The organism is Actinoplanes sp. CA-015351 (genome assembly GCF_050955685.1).
GTDB lineage: Bacteria > Actinomycetota > Actinomycetes > Mycobacteriales > Micromonosporaceae > Actinoplanes.
This window is the reverse complement of sequence record NZ_CP192102.1, coordinates 5,489,286-5,515,308: the sequence shown is the minus strand read 5'-3', so window position 1 is coordinate 5,515,308 and position 26,023 is coordinate 5,489,286. Positions and strand designations below refer to the sequence as shown.

22 protein-coding genes are annotated in these 26,023 nt (G+C 69.7%); 11 read left to right on the top strand and 11 right to left on the bottom strand.

Annotation, left to right across the window (positions count from 1 at the left end; all coding sequences use genetic code 11):
* Positions 1-187: 187 nt before the first annotated feature.
* Genes ACQP2E_RS25255 through ACQP2E_RS25245 form a run of 3 tightly spaced genes read left to right on the top strand, consistent with a single transcriptional unit; the run spans position 188 to position 4,110 of the window.
* Positions 188-2,074 (top strand): translation initiation factor III, encoded by a 1,887-nt coding sequence (locus ACQP2E_RS25255; protein WP_433825414.1) that lies wholly within the window; start codon positions 188-190, stop codon positions 2,072-2,074.
* Positions 2,071-3,546 carry an NADH-ubiquinone oxidoreductase-F iron-sulfur binding region domain-containing protein gene (locus ACQP2E_RS25250; RefSeq protein WP_433825413.1) on the top strand — a complete coding sequence of 492 codons (1,476 nt, stop codon included), beginning with the start codon at positions 2,071-2,073 and terminating at the stop codon, positions 3,544-3,546. The genes ACQP2E_RS25255 and ACQP2E_RS25250 overlap by 4 nt, the downstream gene beginning before the upstream one ends.
* Before the next feature lie 24 nt (positions 3,547-3,570).
* On the top strand, positions 3,571-4,110 hold the full coding sequence (locus ACQP2E_RS25245) for a TlpA family protein disulfide reductase (RefSeq protein ID WP_433825412.1): 540 nt from the start codon (positions 3,571-3,573) through the stop codon (positions 4,108-4,110).
* 211 nt (positions 4,111-4,321) lie between these two features.
* Here the strand turns inward: ACQP2E_RS25245 and ACQP2E_RS25240 are convergent, their stop codons facing one another.
* Positions 4,322-4,573, bottom strand: coding sequence for a PspC domain-containing protein (locus ACQP2E_RS25240; RefSeq protein ID WP_433825411.1), 252 nt, complete (start codon positions 4,571-4,573; stop codon positions 4,322-4,324).
* A 173-nt stretch (positions 4,574-4,746) separates the two neighbouring features.
* Between ACQP2E_RS25240 and ACQP2E_RS25235 the strand changes: the two genes are divergently transcribed.
* Positions 4,747-6,522 (top strand): serine/threonine protein kinase, encoded by a 1,776-nt coding sequence (locus ACQP2E_RS25235; RefSeq protein WP_433825410.1) that lies wholly within the window; start codon positions 4,747-4,749, stop codon positions 6,520-6,522.
* 18 nt (positions 6,523-6,540) lie between these two features.
* Here the strand turns inward: ACQP2E_RS25235 and ACQP2E_RS25230 are convergent, their stop codons facing one another.
* Positions 6,541-8,916: a Tex family protein gene (locus ACQP2E_RS25230; RefSeq protein ID WP_433825409.1), complete on the bottom strand. Its 2,376-nt coding sequence runs from the start codon at positions 8,914-8,916 to the stop codon at positions 6,541-6,543.
* Between the two features lie 535 nt (positions 8,917-9,451).
* Here ACQP2E_RS25230 and ACQP2E_RS25225 point away from each other — a divergent pair.
* Positions 9,452-10,171, top strand: a complete 720-nt coding sequence (locus ACQP2E_RS25225; protein ID WP_433825408.1) for a PP2C family protein-serine/threonine phosphatase — start codon at positions 9,452-9,454, stop codon at positions 10,169-10,171.
* Here ACQP2E_RS25225 and ACQP2E_RS25220 read toward each other — a convergent pair whose 3' ends face one another.
* The gene (locus ACQP2E_RS25220; RefSeq protein WP_433825407.1) at positions 10,172-10,552 is read right to left on the bottom strand and encodes an MmcQ/YjbR family DNA-binding protein; all 381 of its coding nucleotides are present in this window, start codon (positions 10,550-10,552) and stop codon (positions 10,172-10,174) included.
* A gap of 47 nt (positions 10,553-10,599) precedes the next feature.
* Here ACQP2E_RS25220 and ACQP2E_RS25215 point away from each other — a divergent pair, with 47 nt between their 5' ends.
* Positions 10,600-11,151: a GNAT family N-acetyltransferase gene (locus ACQP2E_RS25215; protein WP_433834048.1), complete on the top strand. Its 552-nt coding sequence runs from the start codon at positions 10,600-10,602 to the stop codon at positions 11,149-11,151.
* 66 nt (positions 11,152-11,217) lie between these two features.
* The gene (locus tag ACQP2E_RS25210) at positions 11,218-11,793 is read left to right on the top strand and encodes a DUF4240 domain-containing protein (protein ID WP_433825406.1); all 576 of its coding nucleotides are present in this window, start codon (positions 11,218-11,220) and stop codon (positions 11,791-11,793) included.
* Between the two features lie 6 nt (positions 11,794-11,799).
* Here ACQP2E_RS25210 and glgB read toward each other — a convergent pair whose 3' ends face one another.
* The 4 genes from glgB to ACQP2E_RS25190 are packed head-to-tail and all read right to left on the bottom strand — an operon-like array spanning position 11,800 to position 19,016.
* Positions 11,800-13,950, bottom strand: coding sequence for a 1,4-alpha-glucan branching protein GlgB (glgB, locus tag ACQP2E_RS25205; protein ID WP_433825405.1), 2,151 nt, complete (start codon positions 13,948-13,950; stop codon positions 11,800-11,802).
* Between the two features lie 20 nt (positions 13,951-13,970).
* Positions 13,971-15,287: a maltokinase N-terminal cap-like domain-containing protein gene (locus tag ACQP2E_RS25200; protein ID WP_433825404.1), complete on the bottom strand. Its 1,317-nt coding sequence runs from the start codon at positions 15,285-15,287 to the stop codon at positions 13,971-13,973.
* Positions 15,284-17,041: a maltose alpha-D-glucosyltransferase gene (gene treS / locus ACQP2E_RS25195; protein ID WP_111647799.1), complete on the bottom strand. Its 1,758-nt coding sequence runs from the start codon at positions 17,039-17,041 to the stop codon at positions 15,284-15,286. The genes ACQP2E_RS25200 and treS overlap by 4 nt, the downstream gene beginning before the upstream one ends.
* Positions 17,042-17,051: 10 nt before the next feature.
* Positions 17,052-19,016, bottom strand: a complete 1,965-nt coding sequence (locus ACQP2E_RS25190; protein ID WP_433825403.1) for an alpha-1,4-glucan--maltose-1-phosphate maltosyltransferase — start codon at positions 19,014-19,016, stop codon at positions 17,052-17,054.
* Between the two features lie 361 nt (positions 19,017-19,377).
* Here ACQP2E_RS25190 and ACQP2E_RS25185 point away from each other — a divergent pair, with 361 nt between their 5' ends.
* Together ACQP2E_RS25185 and ACQP2E_RS25180 are read left to right on the top strand one after the other, a co-directional pair.
* A complete protein-coding gene (locus ACQP2E_RS25185; RefSeq protein ID WP_433825402.1) occupies positions 19,378-19,974 on the top strand; it encodes a hypothetical protein in 597 nt (198 codons plus the stop codon).
* 174 nt (positions 19,975-20,148) lie between these two features.
* A complete protein-coding gene (locus tag ACQP2E_RS25180; protein WP_433825401.1) occupies positions 20,149-20,631 on the top strand; it encodes a hypothetical protein in 483 nt (160 codons plus the stop codon).
* Between the two features lie 137 nt (positions 20,632-20,768).
* On the opposite strand, the gene ACQP2E_RS25175 is transcribed toward ACQP2E_RS25180, so the two are convergent.
* On the bottom strand, positions 20,769-21,230 hold the full coding sequence (locus ACQP2E_RS25175) for a PPOX class F420-dependent oxidoreductase (RefSeq protein WP_433825400.1): 462 nt from the start codon (positions 21,228-21,230) through the stop codon (positions 20,769-20,771).
* Positions 21,231-22,022: a polyphosphate--glucose phosphotransferase gene (gene ppgK, locus ACQP2E_RS25170; protein WP_433825399.1), complete on the bottom strand. Its 792-nt coding sequence runs from the start codon at positions 22,020-22,022 to the stop codon at positions 21,231-21,233.
* Between the two features lie 248 nt (positions 22,023-22,270).
* Between ppgK and ACQP2E_RS25165 the strand changes: the two genes are divergently transcribed.
* Positions 22,271-23,032 (top strand): RNA polymerase sigma factor SigF, encoded by a 762-nt coding sequence (locus tag ACQP2E_RS25165; protein ID WP_433825398.1) that lies wholly within the window; start codon positions 22,271-22,273, stop codon positions 23,030-23,032.
* A 54-nt stretch (positions 23,033-23,086) separates the two neighbouring features.
* On the opposite strand, the gene ACQP2E_RS25160 is transcribed toward ACQP2E_RS25165, so the two are convergent.
* A complete protein-coding gene (locus tag ACQP2E_RS25160) occupies positions 23,087-23,725 on the bottom strand; it encodes a general stress protein (protein WP_433825397.1) in 639 nt (212 codons plus the stop codon).
* A complete protein-coding gene (locus tag ACQP2E_RS25155; protein WP_433825396.1) occupies positions 23,722-24,645 on the bottom strand; it encodes a phosphatase PAP2 family protein in 924 nt (307 codons plus the stop codon). Before ACQP2E_RS25155 ends, ACQP2E_RS25160 begins: the two co-directional genes overlap by 4 nt.
* A 221-nt stretch (positions 24,646-24,866) precedes the next feature.
* Here ACQP2E_RS25155 and gsmA point away from each other — a divergent pair, with 221 nt between their 5' ends.
* Positions 24,867-25,982, top strand: coding sequence for a sporangiospore maturation cell wall hydrolase GsmA (gsmA, locus tag ACQP2E_RS25150; RefSeq protein ID WP_433825395.1), 1,116 nt, complete (start codon positions 24,867-24,869; stop codon positions 25,980-25,982).
* The last annotated feature ends 41 nt before the right edge of the window (positions 25,983-26,023 follow it).

Below are 26,023 nucleotides of genomic sequence, written 5' to 3'. Positions count from 1 at the left end.
ATTCCGACGGTGTTCATCCGAACCCAGGCCGGCCACGTAATCCGGGGAGGACACGGACCGGGGTACGGCAGGGGAAAGCAACGGCCACGGATCGTTTCCAGCAGCGCTTGAGCGCGGGGCGTTCCCCACGGACGCCGCGTCCCACCGCCCACGGGACGTGCCCGCACGCAAGGAAAACGAGGAGTCAATGGCCAGGTCGAAGAACACCCAGCGGGCTGCCCCTCGGGTGGCGGTCGAAGTCGGATCCACCGGTACGCGTCCGGCCTCGAGAGCCGCGATCGCACTGGTCGTCGTCTGCATCCTGGCGGCACTCTGGTCGGTCGCCATGATGACCACTCCTGGCCGGGTCGGTTACTACTACTTCTTCATCTACGCCGAGTACTACATGGGCGTGATCAGCCTGGTGTCGCTCTCGATCACGATCATGGTCGGTCTGGTGGCCACCGACCGGTTGGTGCTCAGCATCCGCCAGCGTGTCCTGCTCCAGTCCACCCACCGGACCACCGGTCTGATCGCGGTCACCGCGCTCGTGGTGCACGTCTGGACGAAGTACGCCGAGGAGCACATCCGGCTGATCGACATCATCGTCCCGTTCCTGTCACCCGGGAACACCCTGTACATCGGCCTCGGCACTGTCTCCGGCTGGATCATGATGCTGGTGATGTGGACCGGCATCTTCCGGTCCAAGTTCATCGGCCGGGGCAAGCCCTGGATGTGGCGCGGCATTCACTCGATCTCGTACCTGATGTGGCCGATCGCGCTGTTCCACGGCCTGTCCGCCGGACGGCCGGCGGCCACCTGGGTCAACGTCAGTTACGTCGTCTGCGTCCTGGGCGTGCTGGTCGGCCTGGCCGTGCGCCTGTCGGTCAGCCTGAACCGGAAGAAGGACTTCTCCTCGGCCGCCGGCACCGGCATCAAGCCGGTCGGCCAGCTGGTGCCCACCGGCTCGCCGGCGCCGAAGCGGCGGCCCGGCCGCCGTGGTGAGCCCGCCGTGGAGATGCTCGCGCCGGTCAGCCCGATCACACAGACCTGGACGCCGGCTGCTCCGCCGGTGCCGCCCGCCCCGCCGGTCGCCCGCCCGGTCAGCCCCGCCCCGGCGATGCCGGTCAGCCCGGCGCCCGCTGGCTACCCGATGGAGCAGGCCGGTTATCCGATCGAGCAGGCTGGTTATCCGATGGAGCAGGTCCGTGGCCCGGCCGAGTTCGAGGCCCCGGCGCCCCGGCAGCGCCGCGCCGCCGAGGACGACGACCGCTACGACACGCCGACCAGGGCGATCTCGCGCCGCGACGTCGAGGACGAGCGCTATCGGTACGACGAGGAGCCGGCGCCGCGTACCCGGGGTGGCCGTTCCCAGGAGATCTACGACGAGGGGCCACGCCGCGGCCGCCGTGCCGCCGACGACGAGCCCGCGCCCCGGGACCGCCGTGACGTGGAGTCGACCGGCACCCGGATGCGCCGGGACGAGATCGAGTCCACCGGTACCCGGATGCGCCGGGACATGGAGTCGACCGGCACCCGGATGCGCCGCGACGACATCGAGTCCACCGGCACCCGGATGCGCCGCGACGACCTGGATCAGACCGGGACGCGGATGCGGCGGGACGAGATCGAGTCCACCGGTACCCGGATGCGCCGCGACGAGCTCGAGGACACCGCCACCCGGATGCGGCGGTACGCCGACGACGAGCCGCCGCCCCGTGGCCGCCGCCGCGAGCCCGAGTACGACGACCGTCCCCGCCGCCGCGACGAATACGACGAGGTGCCGCCCCGCCAGCGTTCCGCACGGTACGACGACGAGCCGCCCGCGCCGCGCGCCGCTCGGTACGCCGAGGAGGAGCCGCCCCGCCGTCGTGCCCGTGACGACGCCCGGAGCAGCCGCAGCCAGTTCGTCGACCTGGCCGACGGACAATGGGGCGGCGAGCCCGACGACTCGCCGACCCTTGTCGACACGACGTCGCGCCGCACTCGCCGCGCCGAACCGCTGGAGCGGGAGAGCCGGGCCAGCCGGCGCGGCCGCGACGAGGACGACAACTATTTTTCCCAGCTACGTGGTGACATCAGGGAAACAAATTGAGTACCGCACAGGTTCCACCGGTCACGGCGATCGGGACCCCACGGATCACGGCGGGGTTCGACGAATACGGCCGCCTCGACCTCGTCGCCCACCAGGAGGTGCACGGCGGATTCGCCGCGCTCTCCTCCGGTGAGCTGGTCGGCCTCGCCGACCGCATCGAGCTCCGTGGCCGGGGCGGAGCGGGCTTCCCGTTCGCCCGCAAGGTCCGCGCCGTCATCGACTCGTGCCGGCGGCAGGAGCTGCCGCCGGTGATCGTGGTCAACGCGACCGAGGGCGAACCGCCCTCCTGGAAGGACAAGGCCGTGCTCACCCGCGGCCCGCACCTCATCCTGGACGGCGCGGCGCTCGCCGCCGCCGCCCTGGAGGCCGAGGAGATCGTCATCGGCGTCGCCGACGACGGCGTCGGCCTCAACTCGATCACCGAGGCGCTGGCCGAACGCAAGATGCCGTGCCCGACCCGGATCGTCACCGTGCCGCACCGGTTCATCTCCGGTGAGGGCGGCGCCCTGGTCCGCGGCATCAACGGCGAGGCGCACATCCCGCCCGGCCGCAAGGTGCGGTCCAGCGACAACGGCGTGATGGGCCTGCCGACCCTGCTCTCCAACGCGGAGACGTACTCCCAGCTGGCGATCGCCGCGCGGATAGGGCCGTGGGAGTACAACTCGGTCGGCATCCCCGAGGAGCCCGGCACGGTCATGCTCACCATCGGCGGCTCGGCCACCGCGCCGGCCGTGGTGGAGGCGCCGAGCGGCACCCCGCTGATGGACGTGCTGAACATGTGCGGCGCCGACCTCGGTCCGGGCCTGCTGGTCGGCGGTTACCACGGCAAGTGGGTCAGCGCCGAGGCCGCGAAGACCATCACGATCTCCCGTAAGGGTTTCGCCAAGGTCGGTGGCACCCTGGGCGCCGGCATGCTGATCCCGATCGGCTCCAAGACCTGCCCGCTCGGCGAGGTCGCCCAGGTCGTGCAGTACCTGGCCGGCGAGTCGGCCGGGCAGTGCGGCCCGTGCCGCATCGGCCTGCCCGACCTGGCCCGTGCGGTGACCCTGGTGTCGCTCGGCGGCAACGCGGTGGAGAACGTGCGGCAGGCGGCCGGCCTGGTCAAGGGCCGTGGCGCGTGCAGCCACCCGGACGGTACGTCGCGGTTCGCGCTGTCCGCGCTGGAGGTGTTCGCCGCCGACGTGGCCGCGCACACCAACGGCGAGGGCTGCGGCAAGCAGGTGCGGGGCATCCTGCCGCTGCCGTACACGGCCGAGAAGGGCGCGCGGAAGCTCGCTCTGGACTGGTCGCGGTGCGACGGGCACGGGCTCTGCTCGGCGGTCGCCCCGGAGATCATCCGGCTCGACCACAACGGGTTCCCGGCGTTCCCGCAGACGCCGCTGCCGCCGTGGCTGGAGGACGGCGCCCGCAAGGCCGTCAACGTCTGCCCGGCGCTGGCGCTGCGACTGACCGAGCCGACCACGGCCAAGTAGACCGAGCAGAACGGAGGCGGGCTCTTGCGCGTACCCAAGCTGGTGGTGACCCTGCTGGCGACGCTTGTCGCGGCAGCGGGCTGTGCCACCGCGAAGAGCGCGCTGCCCGCGGCCGCGAGTGTGTCGGCGCCGGCGTCGGCGGCAGTCACCGTGCCGCAGGCGCTCACGTTCAGCGGGACCACGATCGAGGGGGCGGCGTTCGACGCGGCCAGCCTCGCCGGGAAGCCCGCGATGCTCTGGTTCTGGGCGCCGTGGTGCGCGACCTGCGCGAGCGAGGCCCAGTCGGTCGCCGACCTGCACGACGAGTACGGCGACCGGCTCGGCATCCTCGGGATCGGCGGGCTCGGCACCAACGACGCGATGAAGGAGTTCGTCAGTGAGATGCAGGTCGGTGCGGTGCCGCATCTGAGCGACCCGGCCGGCAAGATCTGGCAGCGGTTCGGGATCGCGCAGCAGAGCTGGTACGTCTTCGTGGATGCGAAGGGAACCATCGTGCACCGCGGTTATCTGGACGACCTGCAGCTCACGACGAAGGTCAAGGAGCTGACCGCCCCGACGGCCTGACCCGGTCAATCCCAGCGTGTTGATTTGCGGTGCGATTGGCGCCCGAAGTCCACACGCACGCTGCGAAACGGCTGCTCGTGTGGACAGTCTGCGTGGTGGCTTCGGGCGCGATCGCTGGGCTTGGGGCGTACCCGGGGAAGGGCGGGAGTGGGGCGACTGGCTTGAGCGAGGTGGGGGTCGCCCGGCCGGGGAGGCCGGGCGACGGGGAGGGTCAGTATGTGGTCGGGGGAGTGGGCGTGGTGGCCCACTCGTGCTTCTCGGCGGGCATCAGGATCCAGAGGACCGGGTAGATCAGGATCTGGCTGCCCGGGATGACGAAGAGGATCAGCACGAAGAGCAGGCGCGCGATCCACGGGTCCAGGCCGAAGCGGCGGGCCAGTCCTGCACAGACACCGGCGATCATCCGGCCGTCCTGCGGGCGGACCAGACCCTGACGGGCCATCGAGTCGTGCACGGCGTTCATGGTGGATCTCGCTTTCCGGTAGTGGCTGATGTATCAAGCTTGCGCGTCGCCGACGCCCGATTCCATCGGGTCTTGCCCGGATCGGACCCTGAGACCGCCCTCCGGGAAGAACGGAAGAGACCCCGACCGATACAGTGCAGCCGGCGACAAAGAGCGGCCGGGGGGCGTTTGCGATGGTCGATGGAACACTGCCGGGGGAGCGGACCGCTCCACTGCGCCCGCGTGATCCGAAAAGTCTCGGCGACTACCAGCTGGTGGGTCGCCTGGGCGAGGGCGGGATGGGCACTGTCTACCTGGCCCGGACCGCGCAGGGAGTCCTGGTCGCGGTCAAGATGGTGCGCGCCGACCTGGCGCACGACGACGAGTTCCGCCGCCGGTTCCGCAGCGAGGTGAACCGGGCGCGGCAGGTGCCGCCGTTCTGCACGGCCGAGGTGCTCGACGCCGATCCCGACCACGAGCATCCGTACCTTGTCGTCGAGTACGTGGACGGGCCGACGCTGGCCGAGGTGGTCGAGGAACGCGGGCCGCTGACCAGCGCCAACCTGCACGGCGTGGCGATCGGGGTGGCGACCGCGCTGACCGCCATCCACGGCGCCGGCGTGATCCACCGCGATCTCAAGCCGCGCAACGTGCTGCTCGCGCCGGGCAGCCCCAAGGTGATCGACTTCGGGATCGCCCGGGCCATGGAGGCGACGAGCGCCAACACCAGCACCGACCAGATGGTGGGCACGGTGGCGTACATGGCGCCGGAGCGGTTCGGGACCGAGGCGGACACCCCGGTGACACCGGCTGCTGACGTGTTCGCCTGGGGCAGCGTGGTGGCGTACGCGGGGACCGGCAAGACGCCGTTCGCCGCCGACTCGCCGATGGCGACCGCGGCGCGGATCCTCACCCAGCCACCGCGTCTCGACGGGCTCTCCGGCCCGCTGCGTGATCTCGTCGCGCACGCGCTGGAGAAGGACCCGGCGAACCGGCCCAGCGCCCGCGAGCTGCTCGACCTGCTGATCTCCGGCGAGCGGCCGGTCGCCACCGCTGCCGCCTTCGCCGACCAGCCGGACCTGAAGGCCGCGGCGGTGGAGGCGCAGGCCGTCACCGGGTTCGCGCCCACGCCGGCCCTGGCCATCCCGCACGGCCTGGTCGGGTACGACGAGAACTCGATCGTCACGGTGCCGATCTCCGAAGCCACGACCCTGTTGGGTACGCCCGCCGGCACCCGCCCGCCGCACCGGATCGGCCGCCGGTGGGCGCTGCCCGCCGGTGTGCTCGTCCTGATCTCCGCGATCGCTGCCGGCGCAGTCATGCTGGCCCTGTCGCTGCGCCCGACGACGAGTGAGGTCGCCGATCCCGCGCCGTCGACCGGCGTGCTCGGCCCGGCGATCACCGACGGGACGCCGCTGATCGCCGACTCGCTGCGCCAGAAACTGTTCTGGCAGCCGACCGAGCAGGCGAAGGAGGGCGCGACCTGCAGCTTCGAGGACGCGCTGGTGGTACGCCGGGAAACCGAGGGCGTGTACCGCTGCCGGGGACCGGCCGACGCGATGCCGGCCGATCTCAACGCCGAGGTGTCGGTGCGGCTGCTCACCAAGGACAGCTGCGCGGCGATCTGGTTCCGGTTCGAGAAACTGCACGGCTATCAGCTGCGGGTCTGCGAGAACAACATCTATCTCGGCGTGCACGAGCGGACCGGCGAGATCAAGGTGCTCAAGACGTTCCCGATCGGGGATGCGCCGATCGCCCTGGAGGACGAGACGGCCCGGATCGGCCTGTCCGTCATCGGGGATCAGATGCAGGTCAGCCGGGACGGCGTCGCTGTCGGCGGTGCCGTGCTGAAGGACAAGTCGATCACCGGTGGGCAACTGCTGCTCGGCGTCTTCACCGAGCAGCACGCGGACCTGAAAGGCCCGTACGAGGTGTCCTACACCGATGTGAAGATCTGGGCCGCCGGCTGACGGCCCAGATCTCCACCGTCAGTCGCGGGTCAGGCCGGCGCGGCGCAGGGCGTCGGCCATGGCGCTGTTGGCGATGGCGCCGCCTTGACCGCCACGCTGGCCGCCACCCTGCTGGCGGGGCTGGCCTCCGCGTTGCCCCTGTGGTCGCTGGCCCTGGCGCTGCTGGCCCTGGCGTTGCTGGCCGCCCTGGCCGCCTCGCTCGTCCTTGGGACGGCCGCCCTTGTTCGCCGGTTCGTCCTGCAGGCGCATCGAGAGCGAGATCCGCTTGCGGACCTCGTCCACCTCGAGGACGCGGACCTTCACCACGTCACCGGACTTGACCACCTCGCGCGGGTCCTGCACGAACTTGTCGGAGAGCGCCGAGACGTGCACCAGGCCGTCCTGGTGCACACCGATGTCGACGAACGCGCCGAACGCGGCCACGTTCGTCACCTGACCCTCCAGGATCATGCCCGGCTTCAGGTGGGACAGCTTTTCGACGCCCTCGGCGAAGGTGGCCGTGGTGAACGCCGGACGCGGGTCGCGGCCGGGCTTCTCCAGCTCCTTCAGGATGTCGGTGATGGTGGGCAGGCCGACCGTGTCGGTGACGAACTTGTCCGGCCGGATGCCCTTGAGCAGCGGGCTGTTGCCGATCATCGTCTTGACGTCCGAGCCGGCGTCCGCCGCGATCGTCCGGACCAGCGCGTACGACTCCGGGTGCACGCTGGAGAAGTCGAGCGGGTCCTCGCCGTCGCGAATGCGCAGGAAGCCCGCGCACTGCTCGAACGCCTTCGGACCCAGCCGGGCCACGTTCTTGATCTCCTTGCGGTTCGTGAACGGGCCGTTCTGGTCGCGGTGCAGCACGATGTTCTCGGCCAGGCCGGCGGTGATGCCGGAGACCCGGGTGAGCAGCGGTGCCGAGGCGGTGTTGATGTCCACGCCGACGCCGTTCACACAGTCCTCGACCACCGCGTCCAGCGAGCGGGCGAGCTTCACCTCGGAGATGTCGTGCTGGTACTGGCCGACGCCGATCGACTTCGGGTCGATCTTCACGAGCTCGGCGAGCGGGTCCTGCAGGCGGCGGGCGATCGACACGGCGCCGCGGATCGAGACGTCCATGCCGGGCAGTTCCTGCGACGCGTACGCGGACGCCGAGTACACCGACGCGCCCGCCTCGGAGACGACCGCCTTGGTCAGGTTCGCCTCCGGGTGCCGCTTGATCAGTTCGGCGGCCAGCTTGTCGGTCTCCCGGGACGCGGTGCCGTTGCCGATCGCGATCAGGTCGACGTTGTGCTTGCTCGCCAGCGCGGCCAGCCGGTGGATCGACTCGTCCCACTTGTTCTGCGGGACGTGCGGGTAGATCGTGTCGGTGGCGACCACCTTGCCGGTCGCGTCGACCACGGCCACCTTCACGCCGGTGCGGAAACCGGGGTCCAGGCCCATCGTGGCGCGGGTGCCGGCGGGGGCGGCCAGGAGCAGGTCACGCAGGTTGGCGGCGAAGACGCGTACCGCCTCGTCCTCGGCGGCCTCGCGCAGCCGGACCCGCAGGTCCGCGCCGAGGTGGATGAGGATCCGGGTACGCCACGCCCACCGCACCGTGTCGACCAGCCACCTGTCGCCCGGCCGTCCGTGGTCGGTGATGTTGTTGCGGCCGGCGATGCGCCCCTCGAAGTAACCCTCGTCCTCCTCCGGGTGCGGCTCCATGGTGAGCTCGAGGACGTCCTCCTTCTCACCGCGCAGCATTGCCAGGATGCGGTGCGAGGGGAGCTTGGCGTACGGCTCGGCGAAGTCGAAGTAGTCGGAGAACTTCGCCCCGTCGGTCTCCTTGCCGGAGCGGACCTTCGCCACCAGGCGGCCCCGGGTCCACATCTGCTCCCGGAGGTCACCGATCAGGTCGGCGTCCTCGGCGAACCGCTCGATCAGGATGGCGCGGGCGCCGTCCAGGGCGGCCTGTGCGTCAGCCACGCCCTTCTCGGCGTCCACGAACGCCGCTGCGGCCGCTTTGGGGTCGACCGAGGGATCGCCCAGCAGGCCGTCCGCCAGAGGCTCCAGGCCCGCCTCACGGGCGATCTGGGCCTTGGTACGCCTTTTCGGCTTGAACGGCAGGTAGATGTCCTCCAGGCGGGCCTTCGTGTCGGCCTCGCGGATCTGCTGCTCGAGTGTGTCGTCGAGCTTGCCCTGAGAGCGGATCGACTCCAGCACCGCGGCCCGCCGGTCCTCCAGCTCCCGCAGGTAGCCGAGCCGTTCTTCGAGCGTACGCAGCTGGGCGTCGTCGAGGGTGCCGGTCACCTCCTTGCGGTAGCGGGCGATGAACGGCACCGTGGCCCCGCCGTCGAGCAGCTCGACGGCCGCCGTGACCTGTCCTTCCCGGACCCCGAGTTCCGAGGCGATGCGCTGATGGATAGCTGTCGTCACGCCGACGATTGTTACCGAGGCCGCTGTGTGTTGTCGCGCCGCCCCGCGCGCCCGGCTGTTTGCGGGTCACCGCGCGGACGACGCCACGCCGTCTGAAGATCATGACCGCGCCGATGTGGTAGAGCGGCGCATGGCCGTCCCCATCGCCACCGCACGGCGCCTCGGGCAAGCGTGTTGATTTAGGGTGCGCTCTGATCGGCGGAGCCTGGCGGCCCCGCCATGCTTCCTGGACATCGCCTCCACGAACTGGCCGTCCGGGTCGCCGGAGGGGTGCGCCGTCCCTCGATGTCGCGAATGTCACGAGCCGCCGGGAACGCGCCCGGGCGCGAGTGGATTACCGATTCGGCTGCTCGGAGCGCCGCCGGCCGGACGCCGCAATCCGCACGCCGGCCCGTGACCAGCACGATCACCGGGGAACATGTGCCCGTCCGGCGGCCGTGGATTGCCCAGCCCGGGAGCGTTGCACACGGCCGTCGGCGCACACTAGGTGGGAGGTACTAGAGACAAGGGAATCGGGCTTTGGCACTCTTGTCACATGACGCTTGCTGTCCGGGCGGTCGCCGCCACTGATCAGGGCCTGGTCCGGTCCAACAACGAAGACGCTGTCTTCGTCGGAAATCGACTGTTCGTCGTGGCGGACGGCATGGGCGGGCTCCCCGCCGGGGAGCTGGCGAGCGACATCCTGGTGCAGTCGCTCAGCATCGTCGACACGACACCGGACACCGGTGAGCCCTTGCAGGACCTGATCGCCGCGCTGCAGACCGCGAACCAGCGGATCGAGGCGGCGGTCGCCGACGACGACGCGCGCGACGGCATGGGCACGACGGTGACCGCCCTGCTGCTGTCCGGCGACCGGCTGGCGGCGCTGAACGTCGGCGACTCCCGCTGTTACCTGCTGCGCGACGGGGAGTTCACCCAGCTCACGCGCGATGACACGTACGTGCAGGCGCTCGTCGACCAGGGCGTGCTGACGCCGGACGACGCACGGCGGCACCCGCAGCGGGCCCTGGTGACCCAGGCCGTGCAGGGCGGCCCGTTCCGCCCGGCCGGCCGGATGATCCCGGCCCGGGTGGGCGACCGTTACCTGCTGTGCAGCGACGGGCTGTCCGATTACGTCGAGGACGCGATGATCGCCCAGACGCTGCGCGAGGTGGCCGACCGCAAGGAGTGCGCGGGCCAGCTGGTCCAGCGCACCCTCGACAACGGCGCCCCGGACAACGTCACCGTGATCGTCGCCGACGTCGTCGAGTCCTGATCACGGCTCGTCGAGGCGGGTGATCAGGGATTTCGGGGCGACTGTCCGGTACGCCTCCTCGCAGAGCTCGGCTATCTCGGACCAGTCGGGGGAGGCGTCCAGGCGGGCGCCCAGCCAGCCTCGGTGGCCGACGTAGGGCGGGCGGAAGAACCGGGCCGGACCGGAGGCGATCAGCTCCTCCTGAGCGCCCGGCGGGGCGGCGCACCACAGGTGCGGGAAGTCGTGGTCGTGGTGGCCGGTGGGCCAGAGCATGACGAACTGCTTCCTGCCGCGCACGAAGAACGCCGGTGACCCGTGGCTGGGCCGCTCGGTGGTCTCCGGCAGGCGCAGGCAGATCTCGCGCACGCGCTGGGCCGTCGGGTCTTCGGTAACCGCTGCCATGCCTGCGATTCTGCTCCCCGGGTGTGACATATTCTCGGCCCGTGCTGATGGCGACGGAACGGCTCACCCTGCGGCGATTCCGGGCTTCGGACGCGCCGCGGCTGGCGGAGTACCGCTCGGATCCGGATGTGGCGCGGTACCAGTCCTGGGAGGCGCCGTTCCCGCTCGACCGGGCCGAGGTCGCGGTTCGCAACTTCGCGGCGAGCTCACCCGACGAGGCCGGGCATTTTCAGTACGCGATCGAGCACACCGCCGGGCGGGTTCTCCTCGGGGACGTCTACGTGCGGCTCCACGACAACCTTCAGCAGGCCGAGATCGGGTTCAGCCTCGCCAAGGCGTACCAAGGGAAGGGTTATGCCTTCGAAGCCGTGAGCGCGGTCCTGGACCGGCTCTTCCGCCGTCAGGGGCTGCACAAGGTGACGGGGGAGTGCGACGCGCGGAACACGTCGTCGGCGGCGCTGATGGAGCGGCTGGGGTTCCAGCGGGAGGGTCTGCTGCGGCAGCAGACACTGATCAAGGGCGAGTGGACCGACGACCTGCTCTACGGCCTGCTCGCCCCCGAGTGGCTCACCGCCCACGACCGTCAGCGGTCATCCTGAGCGGTCCGCTTCCGGCCCTTTCGAGGGTACGCGGAAACTGTCGCACCCCGATGTTGAGATACTCGGGTGGACATCGATGATTTCTGGCGCCTGATCGAGCGCAGCGCCCGTGAGAGCGTCGACCGGCCCGGCCGCGAGCAGTGGCTCATCGGCGCCCTGGGCGCGCTCGACCGGCCGGACATCGAGGATTTCGAGATCCGCCTGCAGGAGCTGCGCGACAGGATCGACGACGCGCACATGTGGGGTGCGGCCGACGTCGTCATCGACGGCTGCTCGACCGACAGTTTCTGGTATTTCCAGTGCTGGCTGGTCGGGCAGGGGCGGGAGCTGTTCGAGCGCGTGGCCGCCGACCCGGACGACCTGGCGACGGTGCCCGACCTCCAGCACCTGGCAACCAGGCCCTACGGCACCTGGACGGACGAGGAGTGGCCGGAGTGGGAGAGCTTGGCGTATGTCGCCGACCAGGCCTATGAGGCGATCACCGGCGACGAGGACGCGCTTCACGAGGCGCTGACCGCTCGCGGTGCGCGGATCCGGAGTGACCCGCTCAAGCCGGACTGGAGCCGGCCACGACGTTACCCGCGGCTGGAAGCGCTGTTTCCGCATCGCAGGCGGGGGACGGGCGTGAACCCGTCCCCCTAGAAGATCTCAGCCTTCGTAACGCAGCCAGAGGGCGCCGAGCGGGGGGACCCGCAGGGCGGCCGAGGCGTCGAAGCCGTGCCAGGGGATGTTCTCGGCGTGTACCTCGCCGAGGTTGCCGACACCGGAGCCGCCGTAGATCTCGGCGTCGGTGTTGATGACCTCGGTCCAGCGGCCGGCGCGGGGCAGGCCGATGCGGTAACCCTCGTGCGGGACCGCGGCGAAGTTGACCACGCAGGCCAGGGTGTCGCCGTTCGGGGTGAAACGGACGAACGAGAACGTGTTGTGCTGCGAATCCTCGCTGGTGATCCAGCGGAAGCCGGCCGGTGAGGTGTCCTGGGTCCAGAGCGCGGGGGTCTCACGGTAAACCCGGTTCAGGTCGGTGACCAGCGACTTCATGCCGCCGAACTGCGGGTCCTGGAGAAGGTCCCAGTCCAGGCCGCGTTCCTCGCTCCACTCCCGGAGGTCACCCATCTCGGCGCCCATGAAGAGGAGCTGCTTACCGGTGAACGCCCACATGAAGCCGAGCAGGGCGCGGGTGTTCGCCAGTTTCTGCCACAGGTCGCCGGGCATCTTGCCGGTGAGCGAACCCTTGCCGTGCACGACCTCATCGTGGCTGATCGGCAGGATGTAGTTCTCGCTCCACGAGTAGACCGTCGCGAAGGTCATCTGGTGGTGGTGCCACTGCCGGTGGATCGGCTCGTGCTCGGCGTACGACAGGGTGTCGTTCATCCAGCCCATGTTCCACTTGAAACCGAAGCCGAGACCGCCCAGGTGGGTGGGGCGGGTGACGCCCGGCCACGCCGTCGACTCCTCGGCGATCGTCATGACGCCGGGGTGGTTCTTGTAGACGGTCGCGTTCATCTCCTGGAGGAAGCTGATCGCGTCCAGGTTCTCCCGGCCGCCGTACTGGTTCGGGGTCCACTCGCCTTCCTTGCGCGAGTAGTCCAGGTACAGCATCGAGGCGACCGCGTCGACCCGCAGGCCGTCGGCGTGGAACTCCTCGCACCAGTACAGCGCGTTCGCCACCAGGAAGTTGCGGACCTCCTTGCGGCCGAAGTCGAAGACGTACGTGCCCCAGTCCGGCTGCTCGCCGCGGCGCCAGTCGCCGTGCTCGTACAGCGGGGTGCCGTCGAAGCGGGCCAGGCCCCACTCGTCCTTCGGGAAGTGCGCCGGGACCCAGTCCAGGATCACGCCGATGCCGGCCTGGTGCAGCTTGTCCACCAGGAAGCGGAACTCGTCAGGCGAGCCGAACCGCGACGTCGGGGCGAAGTAGCCGGTGACCTGGTAACCCCAGGAGCCGCCGAACGGGTGCTCCATGACGGGCATCAGCTCGACGTGGGTGAAGCCGGTCTCCAGGACGTAGTCGACCAGCTGGTCGGCGAGCTCGGTGTAGGACAACCCCGGCCGCCACGAGCCCAGGTGCACCTCGTAACAGCTGATCGGTTCCTGGTGCCACGACTTGCGGGCGCGTTCCTGCATCCACTGCTCGTCGTGCCACTGATATTCGGTCTGGTACACCACCGACGCGGTGGCCGGCGGGACCTCGGTGTGCTGGGCGAGCGGGTCGGCGTGCTCACGCCACGTCCCGTCCTGGCCGAGGATCTTGAACTTGTACTTGCTGCCGGAGTGCGCGGCCGGGATGTACAGCTCCCAGACGCCGCTGGAACCGAGCGAGCGCATCGGCCAGCCGTCGAACGGGCCCCAGCCGGTGAAGTCACCGATCACCTGCACGCCCCGGGCGCTCGGCGCCCAGACCGCGAACGCCACGCCGGTGCCCCGCGGCTGCGCGCCGAGGACCTTCCACAGCTTCTCGTGCCGGCCCTCACCGATCAGGTGCAGGTCCAGCTCTCCCAAGGTCGGCAGGTGCCGGTACGGGTCGTCGGCCTGGGTGCCGTCCACGTCAAGCCGGTAGTCGAGCACGGTTCCGGCCAGCTCGGCCGCGAAGATGCCGTCGGGGTGTACCAGCGTCATCTCGGTGCGTTCCCCGTCGTGCAGGACCGCCACCTTCGAGGCGCCCTTGCGCAGGGTACGGATCACCGTGTGCCCGCCGTGCGGATGAGCGCCGAGGACGGCGTGCGGATCGTGGGTGTCCCCGGCGATCACGCTGTTCATGGCCCGCTGATCGGCAGCGAGGCGCGAGGTGGTTTGCCCGATCATGATGGTTGGTTCCTCCGGGGTCATCCGACGAGCCGGGTGATGGACCGCAGGGGGATCCGCAGCCATCCCGGGCGGTGCCGGGCTTCGTACGCGGCCTCGTAGACCGCCTTGTCGAGCTCGTACGCCGACAGCAGCGCACCCTGCTCGCGCGGGTCGGAGCCGGCGACATGGGCGTACCCGTCGCAGAATGCCGCCCGGTTGCGGTCCACCCACTCCCGGGCGCGGGCGGCCAGGTGCTCGTCGTCGTCCTGGTCGACGAGCAACTGGTAGGCGGCGTACTCGTAGGAGCGCAGCACGCCCGCCACGTCGCGCAGCGGCGAGTCCGGCATCCGGCGCTCGTCGAGCGGCTGACCCGGCTCGCCCTCGAAGTCGATCAGCAGCCAGGCCTCGGGGGTACGCAGCACCTGGCCGAGGTGCAGGTCGCCGTGCACACGCTGGACGGTCACCTGCTCGCCGGTGAGCGCGGTGAACCGGTCGTTGATCGCCGGGACGAATTGCTGGAGCTCGGGAACCGAGTTGGCGGCGGTGCGCAGCCGGGCCAGGAACGCGTCGAGCGGGAACGGCGCCGGACCGGTGCCGAGTTCGTCGGCGAGGGTCTGGTGCACCGACGCGACAGCTTCACCGAGCCGGTACGACTCACCCTGGAAGTCCCCGCCCACCTCGTCAGCGGCGAACTCCGCGTCGGCGAAGAGGTCCCGGGCGGACGCGGTCGCCATGGCCCAGCCCTCGGCGGAGTTGGTCGCGTACTCGGTGACCATGCCGAGCGAGCAGGAACCCGAGTCGTCGGCCGACTGCAGGGAGCCGAGCAGCCGCGCCACGTGCGGGTTCCCGGCGCGGCCGAGGATCCGGTTCAGCTCGATGTCCGGGTTGATGCCGCAGGTGACCCGGCGGAACAGCTTGAGGATCGCGTCCTCGTCGAAGACCACGCTGGTGTTGCTCTGCTCGGCGTCGAAGACCCGCGGCCACGCCTCCAGCGGCAGCTCGACGCCGGGCTCCTTCTCGAACGACACGTCGCCGGCCGTCTCCGACCGGTCGACCAGCCCGAGCAGGTGGCGGGTGGCCCGCGGATCGTAGAGCGCGTCGTAACCGACCCGGCCGTCGTCGGCCGTGCCGATCGTGGCGATCGCGCTGTACTCCGGCAGCGGGCCCTCGTCGCCCCAGCCCACCATGATCTGGTAGCGCTCGGTGCTGCCGTCGGTGTACTCCACGTCGACGAGGACCAGTTCGAGTCCGTCACCGAGAGACGTGGCGGACGCCTCCTTGATGGACGCGAGCACCCGGCTGCGCCCGGCGTACCAGCGTTGTTTCGGTAACCACTCGGCGAAAGGCAGCGTCATTGCTTCTCCTCCGATCCGCACAGCTGGAACCAGTAGAAGCCGTGTCCCGGAAGGGTCAGAAGGTACGGCAACTGGCCGATCCTGGGGAAGTTGACGTGCCCGGTGAGCTCGACCGGCGTGTACCCGTTCCAGTGCTGGAGGTTCAGCTCGATCGGCTGCGGGAAGCGGGACAGGTTGTTCACGCAGAGGACCACGTCGTCGCCGTACTCGCGCAGGTACGCCAGCACCGACGGGTTGGAGCCGCCCAGCTCACGGAACGTGCCGACGGCGAACGCCTCGTGCCGGCGGCGGACCGCCAGCATGGTCCGGGTCCAGTTCAGCAGCGAGGTGGAGCTGTCCCGCTGCGCCTCCACGTTGACGGCCTGGTACCCGTAGACCGGGTCCTGGTTGACCGGCAGGTACAGCCGGCCCGGCGTGGCCGTGGAGAACCCGGCGTTGCGGTCCGGCGTCCACTGCATCGGCGTACGCACACCGTCGCGGTCGCCCAGCCAGATGTTGTCGCCCATGCCGATCTCGTCGCCGTAGTACAGCACCGGTGAACCGGGCAGCGACAGCAGCATCGCGGTGAACAGCTCGATCTGGTTGCGGTCGTTCTCCAGCAGCGGGGCGAGACGGCGGCGGATGCCGACGTTCGCCTTCATCCGCGGGTCCTTGGCGTACTCCGAGTACATGTAGTCGCGCTCTTCGTCGGTGACCATCTCGAGCGTCAGCTCGTCGTGGTTACGCAGGAAGATGCCCCACTGGGTGTTCTCCGGGATGGCCGGCGTGTTCGCCAGGATCTCCGAGATCGGAAACCGCGACTCGCGCCGCACCGCCATGAAGATGCGCGGCATCAGCGGGAAGTGGAACGCCATGTGGCACTCGTCGCCGCCGGAGCGCGGGTCACCGAAGTACTCCACCACGTCGGCCGGCCACTGGTTCGCCTCGGCGAGCAGAACCCGGCCCGGGAACTCGTCGTCGATCACCTTGCGGCAGTGCTTCAGGAACGCGTGGGTGGCCGGCAGGTTCTCGCAGTTGGTGCCCTCCTCCTCGAAGAGGTAGGGGACCGCGTCCAGCCGGAAACCGTCGATGCCGAGATCCAGCCAGAAACGCAGGACGTCGAGCATCGCCTCCTGCACCTTGGGGTTCTCGTAGTTGAGGTCGGGCTGGTGGGAGAAGAACCGGTGCCAGTAGAACTGCCGCCGCACCGGGTCGAACGTCCAGTTCGACTCCTCGGTGTCGACGAAGATGATCCGGGCGTCGGCGTACTTGTCGCTGGTGTCGTTCCAGACGTAGAAGTCGCCGTACGGGCCCTCGGGGTCGTGACGTGACGCCTGGAACCACGGGTGCGAGTCCGACGTGTGGTTCATGACCAGGTCGGTGACCACCCGGATGCCGCGCTTGTGCGCCGCGTCGAGCAGCGCCACGAAGTCCTCGACCGTGCCGAACTCGGGCAGCACCTTGTAGAAGTCGCGGATGTCGTAACCGCCGTCGCGCAGCGGCGAGTCGTAGAACGGCGGCAGCCAGAGGCAGTCCACGCCGAGCCACTGCAGGTAGTCCAGACGCTCGATCAGGCCGCGCAGGTCGCCGCCACCGTCCGAACCCGAGTCGTAGAAGGCGCGCACCAGCACTTCGTAGAAGACAGCGCGCTGGAACCAGGTGCGGTCGGCGGGGAGTGCCCGGGCGTGGCCGAAGTCGTCGGAGTTCGGGTGCTCGACCACGCCGTCCTCGGTGTGGCTGCCCTCCGCCGGATCGTGCTCGCTCGTCAACTCCATCGTGTTCCCCCTACCCCGTCTGCACGACGAAGATGTGTGCCGGCTCGACGTAAGGGTCGATCCGGACCGCATTGTGTTGACCCCACTCGTATGTCGCCCCGCTGATCTGGTCGACCACGGTGAAGCGGTCGTGCCATTCCAGGCCGAGGGCGGCCATGTCGAGCGTCGTGTTGCCCCACTGCACGTTGCTGGAGTCGAAGGAGCAGATCACCAGCACCGTGTTGCCGGTGTCCGGGTCCCGCTTCGAGAAACACAGCATCGCGCCGTTGTCGATCTCGTGGAATCGAAGGTTGCGCAGCCAGTGCAGGGCGGGGTTTTCTTTCCGGATCCGGTTCAGCCGGGTCAGGTACGGCGCCAGCGACCGGCCGGAGCGCTCGGCGCCGGCCCAGTCCCGGGGCTTGAGTTCGAACTTCTCGTTGTCGATGTACTCCTCCGCGCCCGGGCGGGCCACGTGCTCGAAGAGTTCGAAGCCCGAGTACAGGCCCCAGGACGGCGTCAGCATCGACGCCAGCACCGAGCGGATCTTGAACATCGGCGGGCCACCGTGCTGCAGCGACTCGTGCAGGATGTCGGGGGTGTTCGGCCAGAAGTTCGGCCGCATCCAGTCGACCGTGGTGAGCAGCTGTTCCATGTACTCACGCATCTCCCAGGCGGTGGTCCGCCAGGTGAAGTACGTGTACGACTGGGTGAAGCCGATCTTGCCGAGACCGTTCATCATGGCCGGGCGGGTGAACGCCTCGGCCAGGAAGAGGACGTCCGGAGCGGTCTCCTTGACCTTCGGGATCAGCCACTGCCAGAAGTTGACCGCCTTGGTGTGCGGGTTGTCGACGCGGAAGATCTTCACGCCGGCGTCCACCCAGTGCATCACCACGCGGTACACCTCGTCGCGCAGCGCCCGGTAGTCGTTGTCCCAGTTCAGCGGATAGATGTCCTGGTACTTCTTGGGCGGGTTCTCGGCGTACGCGATGGTGCCGTCGGCGCGGGTCGTGAAGAACTCCGGGTGCTCCTTCACCCACGGGTGATCCGGAGCGGCCTGCAGGGCGAGGTCGAGGGCGATCTCCATGCCGAGCTCCTCGGCCCTCTCCCGGAAGGAGATGAAGTCCTCCAGGGTGCCCAGCTCGGGGTGGATCGCGTCGTGGCCGCCCTCGTCCGAGCCGATCGCCCACGGTGAGCCGACGTCTTCCGGCCGGGCCACCAGCGTGTTGTTGCGGCCCTTGCGGTTGATCTTGCCGATCGGGTGGATCGGCGGCAGGTAGACGACGTCGAAGCCCATCGCCGCGACGGCCGGCAGACGCTCGGCGGCGGTCCGGAACGTACCGTGCTTGATCGGCGTGGCGTCCGGTCCGATCTCGGCGCCCTCGGAACGGGGGAAGAACTCGTACCACGCGGAGAAGAGGGCGCGCTTGCGGTCCACCCAGATCGCGAAGGACCGGGTCGTGGTCACCAGCAGGCGCACCGGGTTGTGCCAGAGCAGTTCCTCCAGCTCCAGGCCGGGGGTGACCCGGGCGAACAGCGACCGCTGCTCGTCGCGGAGCGCGGCGGCCGCGTCGCGGACCCGCTCCTCGTCCTCCGGCGGAACCACCTTGGTGGCGAGGTCGAGCAGGTCGGCGCCCTCGGCGAGGTCGTTCGCCAGGTCTTCCAGACCCTGCCCGGCGCCGATCTTCTTGGCGACGGCGTTGCGCCAGGTCCGGTACGGGTCGTCGAAGGCCTCGACGGTGAACGTCCACCGGCCCACCGAGTCCGGGCGGATCGCGGCGTGCCACTGGTCCAGGCCGGGCTCACCCGGCGTCATCCGGGTGAAGGGCTTGGTCTCACCGTCGGGGCCGCGCCATACCACGTTCACACCGAGCGCGTGGTGACCTTCGCGATAGGACACCGCCGACACCGGGACAAGTTCGCCGACCACCGCTTTCGAGGGGTAGCGGCCACCGGAAACAGCCGGCGTCACGTCTTCGATGGGGAAGCGTCCGGTCATGATCTCCACCGTAGTCAGAGGGGGTGCGTGAGGACTCGGCGACCGGAAAACCAACGCCGGCACCCTATGAGTTCTCCGGAATGGAGGAAATGAAACCGGCCGACCGCCGAGATGCTTTCAACCTACCGGAGGACCCCTGCGGTGGCGCATCCAGACGCGGCCGCGCGCTGCTGGAAAACACGACAAGTTCACCTGTTCGCAACAGGCGCCCGGCGCCCGGCCAGTCGTCGCCCGGCAAAGGAGCGCGTTGGTTGCCGCGGGTTGCCATCGAGGATCACTGCTCAAGTCCCGGCCGGCAGAACCGAGCTATACCCCTGACGCCAACCGAACACGGAAGGCGCCTCAGGGAGGAGATCCACACGTGGCTGGACCGTCGACGGCATTGTCCCCGGTTATCGCTGCCAGCACCCACTGGCTGGCCCGCGCCTACCCCGGTGGCGAGTCCAACACGGTCGCCTGCACCCTCGCCGAGCTGCAGGCCCGCCAGGCCGTGACGGTCGCCGCGTGGCTGCGGTACCCGACCGAGATCGACGCGGCGCTGGTCGCCATCGCCGGCCCCGGCGGCTCCGCCCTCCTCGACTGGAAGGCCGGCAGCGAGCCCGAGGACGAGTTCGCCGACGGCGAGGGCTGGCGCACCTGGGTCGACGAGGTCGTCGTCAGCTGGGCCGCCTGCCTGCTGGCCGACCCGATGCTGGCCCGCCGTGGCGTCGACTCGGTCATCGCCGCGATGCCGATCCCGGAGCCCCGCCCCCGCCCGCACGGCCGCCGCGCCGGTGGTCTGCCCAACGAGTTCCGCCGCCTGCTCTCGCCGGACGCCCGTGACCGCGACGCCGCCACGCTGCTACGCCACCCCGACCTGCTCGAGCCGGTCGCCGCCATGCACCGCGACGCGCTCCTCTACCTGCTGGACGCTGAGCCGGCTGACCTCGCTCCGCTCGGTGGGGATCGCGCCTTTTAAGTCGGTGTCGAGGGCACCGAAATCGACCACGGCTCCGCCTCGCCGATTTCGGAGCCCTCGACACCGACAGGCGCGATCCGACTCTGCTCGCGCCACAACTCCCTGAACCAGCACGGCCGGCACCCTCCTGTCCTCCTGGGGTGCCGGCCGTGCTTTTTCTTTTTCTGGACTTCGGTGCAGGACCGGGTGCAGGAGGCCTACACACGCGCCTGGCGGCAATGGGGGACGGTGTCGGCGCATCCGGCGCCGGATGCCTGGATCCGCCTGGTGCTGGCCCGGCTGGCGACCGACCGGCGGCGCCGGCTGCTCGATTCGGCGCCCGCCGCTTCGTCGCCGGTGTCGCCGCCGCCTGTCTCACCATCGATCTCTGCGCCGGCCGCCCCCGCCATTCCGGAGTCGGTGCCGGCCCGGGCTCTGCTGAACGGCGACGACGGCAACGTGGGCGAGTTCACCCGCCTCGACGACCCGCACACCCCGCCGGAGCTGTGCGAGAAGGCGGCTTTCCCGGGCGAGGATCTGGCCGGGGTACGCGCGTCGGTCACGCTGCTCTACCGCTCACCCGAGCTGAGCAGCGATTACACGGCGCGGCGGTCCGGGTGGGTGACTCGGTCACCCTTCTCGAGACCTATGGGTACGAGTCAGCGCCCTCCGACGTGACGACGTCGAGTCCCTGACGGCGACCGCCACCGTGAAACTGGCCGGCTGGCGCCAGTAACCCGTCGTCCTGCTCCGACCTTGTGGGATGCCGGCGAGCCGTTGTCGCGGCACTCCACAAGATCGGTGAGGGACGGATGTTACGCCAGGCGTGCCGGGAAGCCGCCTGTTGCCAGTGGGCCCCAGGACTCGATCGTGACGCGGATCAGGCACTTGCCCTGGTCGAACATGGCCTGGCGGTACTCGTCCCAGTTCGAGTGCTCGCCGGAGATCACCCGGAAGTACTCCACCAGGGGCTCGACCGCCTCGGGCAGGTCGATCACCTCAGCGACGCCGTCGACCTGCACCCACGGGCCGTTCCACTCGTCGGACAGGACGCAGAGGGTGACCCGCGGGTCGCGGCGGATGTTCGCCACCTTGGCCCGCTCGGGGTAACTGGAGATGACGATCCGGCCCTCGGTGTCCACGCCGCAGGTGTTCGGTGAGGACTGCGGGCGGCCGTCCTTGCGGGTGGTCATCAGGATCGCGTGGTGCCGGGGGCGTAGGAACTCCAGCAGCTCGTCCCGGCCGACCCGGTCGTTTCTCGCGATGGTGCGCGCCATTTATTCCGTACCCTCTGATCGTGCGGCCTGGGCGGCCGCATCCACCTGGAGTGACGCGGGGTGCTGCTCGGCGCTGACCGCGGCGCCGATGATGCCCGCGTTGTTGAGCAGGGTGGCCGCCACCATCGGGGTGCGGATGTCGATCAGCGGGAAGAATTTCTCCGATTTCTTGCTGACGCCGCCGCCGATGATGAAGAGCCGGGGAGCGAGCAGCATCTCGACGTGGCGCAGGTATTTCTCCACGCGGGGCGCCCAGTGCTCCCAGGAGAGTTCCTTGGCCTCGCGGATGCGGTCGGAGGCGAGCAGTTCCGCGTCGCGGCCGTCGATCTCCAGATGACCGAGTTCGGTGTTCGGGATCAGCACGCCGTCCAGGAAGAGCGCGGTGCCGATGCCGGTGCCCAGGGTGACCATCATGATCAGGCCGGACTGGTCGCGGCCCGCGCCGAACGCCACCTCGGCGGCGCCGGCCGCGTCAGCGTCGTTGAGCACCGTGACCGGCTTGCCGAGCCGCTCGGTGAAGAGCTGGGCGGCCGGGGCGTCGAGCCAGGACTTGTCGACGTTCGCCGCGCTGCGGGTCACGCCGTCGACCACGACGCCGGGGAACGTGACGCCGACCCTGTCGTAGTCGCCGAATTTCTCGGCGACCTCAGCGACCGCCTCGACGACGCTCTGCACGGTCGCCGGCTGTGGGGTGGGCACGCGGAACCGCTCTTCGAGCAGCTCCCCGCGCACCGTGTCGACCGGTGCGCCTTTCACACCGGAGCCGCCGATGTCGATGCCGAGGATGGTCATCCGTTTTCCGTTCGCCGCTTCGGGTTGTTGCCGATGCTGTCTACCACGCGGGTGCGACACCGAAACTTGTGGTCACCGGACTCCGCGGGTCAGACACTCTAGGATGAATTCGCTCCGTTGTTCCCTCATTCACGCAACGTCACTCATCCTTTCGGCTAGGCGGAGCTAGGCTTCTTGGATAGCGTTGCACTTCAGAACGGTCGCCGCTCGCGGGCACGGCTCTCTGCCCGTCTGATGGAGGACCTGACATGACCCTTCTTGCCAGCGCGCCCACCAGCGCCTCCGCACTACTCGAAGCGATGACCGCCGCGCCGCCGGCGCAGCGGGCCCGGCTCCGCGACAAGGCGATCGAGGCCTGGCTGCCCCTCGCCCGTCACCTCGCGCATCGATATTCCGGGCGTGGTGAGCCCACCGACGACCTGATCCAGACCGCGACGGTGGGTCTGATCAAGGCAGTGGACAAGTTCGACCCGGACCGCGGGGTCGACTTCGCGGGTTACGCGATTCCGACGATCATCGGTGAGATCAAGCGGCACTTCCGGGACCGGACCTGGTCGGTGCGGGTGCCGCGCCGGCTGCAGGAGCTGCGCCTGGCGATCACCGAGGCCAACAGCACGCTGACCCACTCGCTGGGCCGTTCCCCGACGGTGCCGGATGTCGCGGTGCACCTGGGGATCAGCGAGGAGGACGTGCTGGAGGGCCTGGAAGGCGCCCGCGCCTACAACGCCACCAGCCTCTCCACCCCGATCAGCGCCGACGGCAACACCGAACTCGGTGACACGCTGGGCGGCGAGGACCACGAGTTCGAGATCGCCGAGACCCGGGTGGCTCTCGGGCCGGCTCTTGCCACCCTCGACGAGCGTGAGCAGAGGATCCTGACGCTGCGTTACTACGGCAACCTGACCCAGTCGCAGATCGCCGACGAGATCGGGATCTCGCAGATGCACGTCTCCCGGCTGCTCACCAAAGCCCTGACCAAGCTGCGGGGACAGCTCGACGGCAGTCTCTAGGACAGAACGAAGAAGCCCCACGGACCCGGTCCGTGGGGCTTCACCATGTGCGGGTCACTCTGCTCCGCTGGCGCGCCAGTTCAGCTGGACCAGCAGGGTGCGTGCCTCGTCGGCGACGTCGGCGTCGGCCAGGACCGCGTACTGGGCGGCCTGGAGCGAACTGCGCGACGAGAAGTCGCGGCGGCCGCCGGTCGCGGCGTGCGCGATCGCACCGAAGATGGCACCCCAGATGGCGCCGATGATCAGCGTGGTCAGGATCAGGCCGAACCAGCTCTCGTCGCTGAAGATGCCGAACAGCAGGCCGATGAAGAGGCCGAACCAGGCGCCGCTCGCCGCGCCGGCGAGAGCCGCCCGTGCGGTGGTGAGGCGGCCCAGCACGGTCTCCACGAGACGCAGGTCGGTGCCGACGATCGAGACCCGCTCGACCGGGAACTTGTTGTCCGACAGGTGGTCGACCGCCTGCTGGGCGAGCGCGTACTCCGGGTAGGTGCCGACCACGACGGTCGGGCCGGCCGCCGCTGCGGCCTGTGCCGGACCGGTCTGCGCGGGCAGCGTGGGCACGCCGGCCGGGCCGGGCGGAATCGTGCCGGGGCCGGTGGGGGTAGCCGCCGCCGGCGTCGCGACCGACGGGGTGGCAGCTGCCGGAGTGCCCGCCGGGATGGGCGTGGTGGGTTCGGTCGAAGGACTGGTCATTTCTTCTTGCCTCCCAGGCGGGGCCGGCCCGCCGGCGGTTCGTCCGCCGTGAGCCGTACCCAGATGATGAACGTGCCGGCGACACAGGCCACGATGCCCGCACTGCCGGTGGAGAACGCGAACTGCCCGGAGACGAACTCGGGGGAGCCGCGCTCGGTCAGTGCCACGGCGAGGAGGCCGATCAGACCGGCCGCCGCTGTCACCGCGCTGGTCACCGCGAGGATTCCCATGACGAGCATGTTGGGCAGGTGCAGCGGACGGGTGGCGCCGCGCCGCCGCAGGCGTACGCCCCAGACGACGAGCCCGCCGCAGGCCAGGACGATCAGCAGGGCGGCGATGGTGTCGCTGGGCCGGTGCCACTCCGCCCAGACCGTGGCGACCGCGACGACCGTGACGTAGACGGCGCCGATCAGCCCGATCGTGCCGCGCAGCGCCCGCGGGAAGACCAGCACCAGCACGAACGCGACCGACGCGGCGGCCGTGACGTGCCCGCTGGGGAACGAGTTCATCATCGCGGTGCCGTCCAGGTCCGGCCGGGGCAGGCGGGACTTGAGCAGCTGCGTCGCGAGGTTCGCCGCGCCGACCACGAAGGCCGCGCCGATCGCCAGGTCGAAGCGGCGCTGGACCACACCGAGCCCGGCGGCCAGGAGGCAGACCAGGGCCAGCAGTGTCAGATGGGTGTAGTTCAGGGCCTTGCTGAGGACCTCGATCACCTGCGGGTGGTTCACGTCGCCACCGGACATCGCGGTGGTGTCGACCGACTGGCCCAGCGAGGTGCGGACGAATACGAAGTACATGGCCGCGACACCGGCCGCCGCGAGCAGGCTGACCAGCAGCGGGGACACCGTGTGCCAGAAACTCCGCGCGGGCACGGCTGTGGCGCCGGGGGACCGGGCCGGCTTCGATGCGACGGTCGTCAACTCGACCTCCAAGGGCGGCGGGGATGCGGACACGGCTTTCCCCGTCACAGGAATTCTCAAGCACACCAGTGGCAGCTGTCCCCCGCCACCTCTGTCACCTGGGCCACATCGGACGCCTCTCCGGTCGCCGGCAACCCAGACGCACCCGGATGGGCTCCGCTGACGCAACGCCCAGCCGCGACCTTCTAACGGACGCCGCCCGCTATGAAGGAGACGTTCCAATGAGGCACACGACCCGACGACTGCTCACCGGCGCCGTGCTGGTGCTTGCCGCCGGGGGCGGGCTGGGCATGTCACCCGGCGCTGCTTACGCGGCCGGACGTTCGGCAACCATCGACGTCAGCGGCGACTTGAAGATCCGCTCAGCGCCCTCCACGGCCGCCAAGGTCGTCGGTACGGTCAAGGACGGCACGAAGGTGTCGATCGCCTGCGCGGTGACCGGCCCGTCGGTGAGCGGCAAGGTCCGCACCACCAAGGTCTGGGACCGGCTCACCAGCGGCGCGTACATCGCACACGGGTACGTGCGGACCAGCGCGAAGATCCCGGCCTGCGCCGTGCCTGCCAAGAAGACCACTCCGGTGTACGTGACCGGCACGGTCCGCACCACCGACGGCGCGGTGAACACCCGGACCGGGCCGTACACGTCCAGCGCGGTGGCCGGCACCCTCGCGAACAACACCATCGTGAAGATCGACTGTGCGGCTCAGGGCAGTTCGGTGGCCGGCACGGTGCGGACCTCGGCACAGTGGGATCGGCTGGCCGACGGGCGGTACGTCTCGCACGCGTACATGCTCTCCGGAACCGTGAAAGCGTGCGCCGCCGCACCTGCCGCGCCCACGACGCCGGCCGCGCCGGTCCTGACCCCCGAGCAGTTCATCAAGGCCGCGGTGCCCGGCGCCCAGCAGGGCTGGCGCGATTACGGCGTGCCGCCGTCGGTGACCATCGCCCAGGCCATCCTCGAATCCGGCTGGGGACGCAGCGGGCTGTCGGCGGTCGACAAGAACTACTTCGGCATCAAGTGCCAGAACGGCGCCTACGGCCCGCACGCCACCGGCTGCCACGTCTACAAGACGACCGAGTGCACCAAGGCCGGCAAGTGCTTCGAGATGAACGACGCGTTCCGCACCTACTCCTCGATGGCCCGGTCGTTCCGCGACCACGGCCACTTCCTGAAGGCCAACAAGCGGTACGCCCCGGCGTTCGCCTACACCAGGAACGCTGACAAGTTCATCGAACAGGTGTGGAAGGCCGGGTACGCGACCGACCCGAAGTACGTCCCGAAGGTCACCGGAATCATGGCGACCTACCGCCTCTACCAGTACGACACCTGGAAGTAGGCAGCCCCTGCGCCCCCGTTGGCCGAACCTGGCCGACGGGG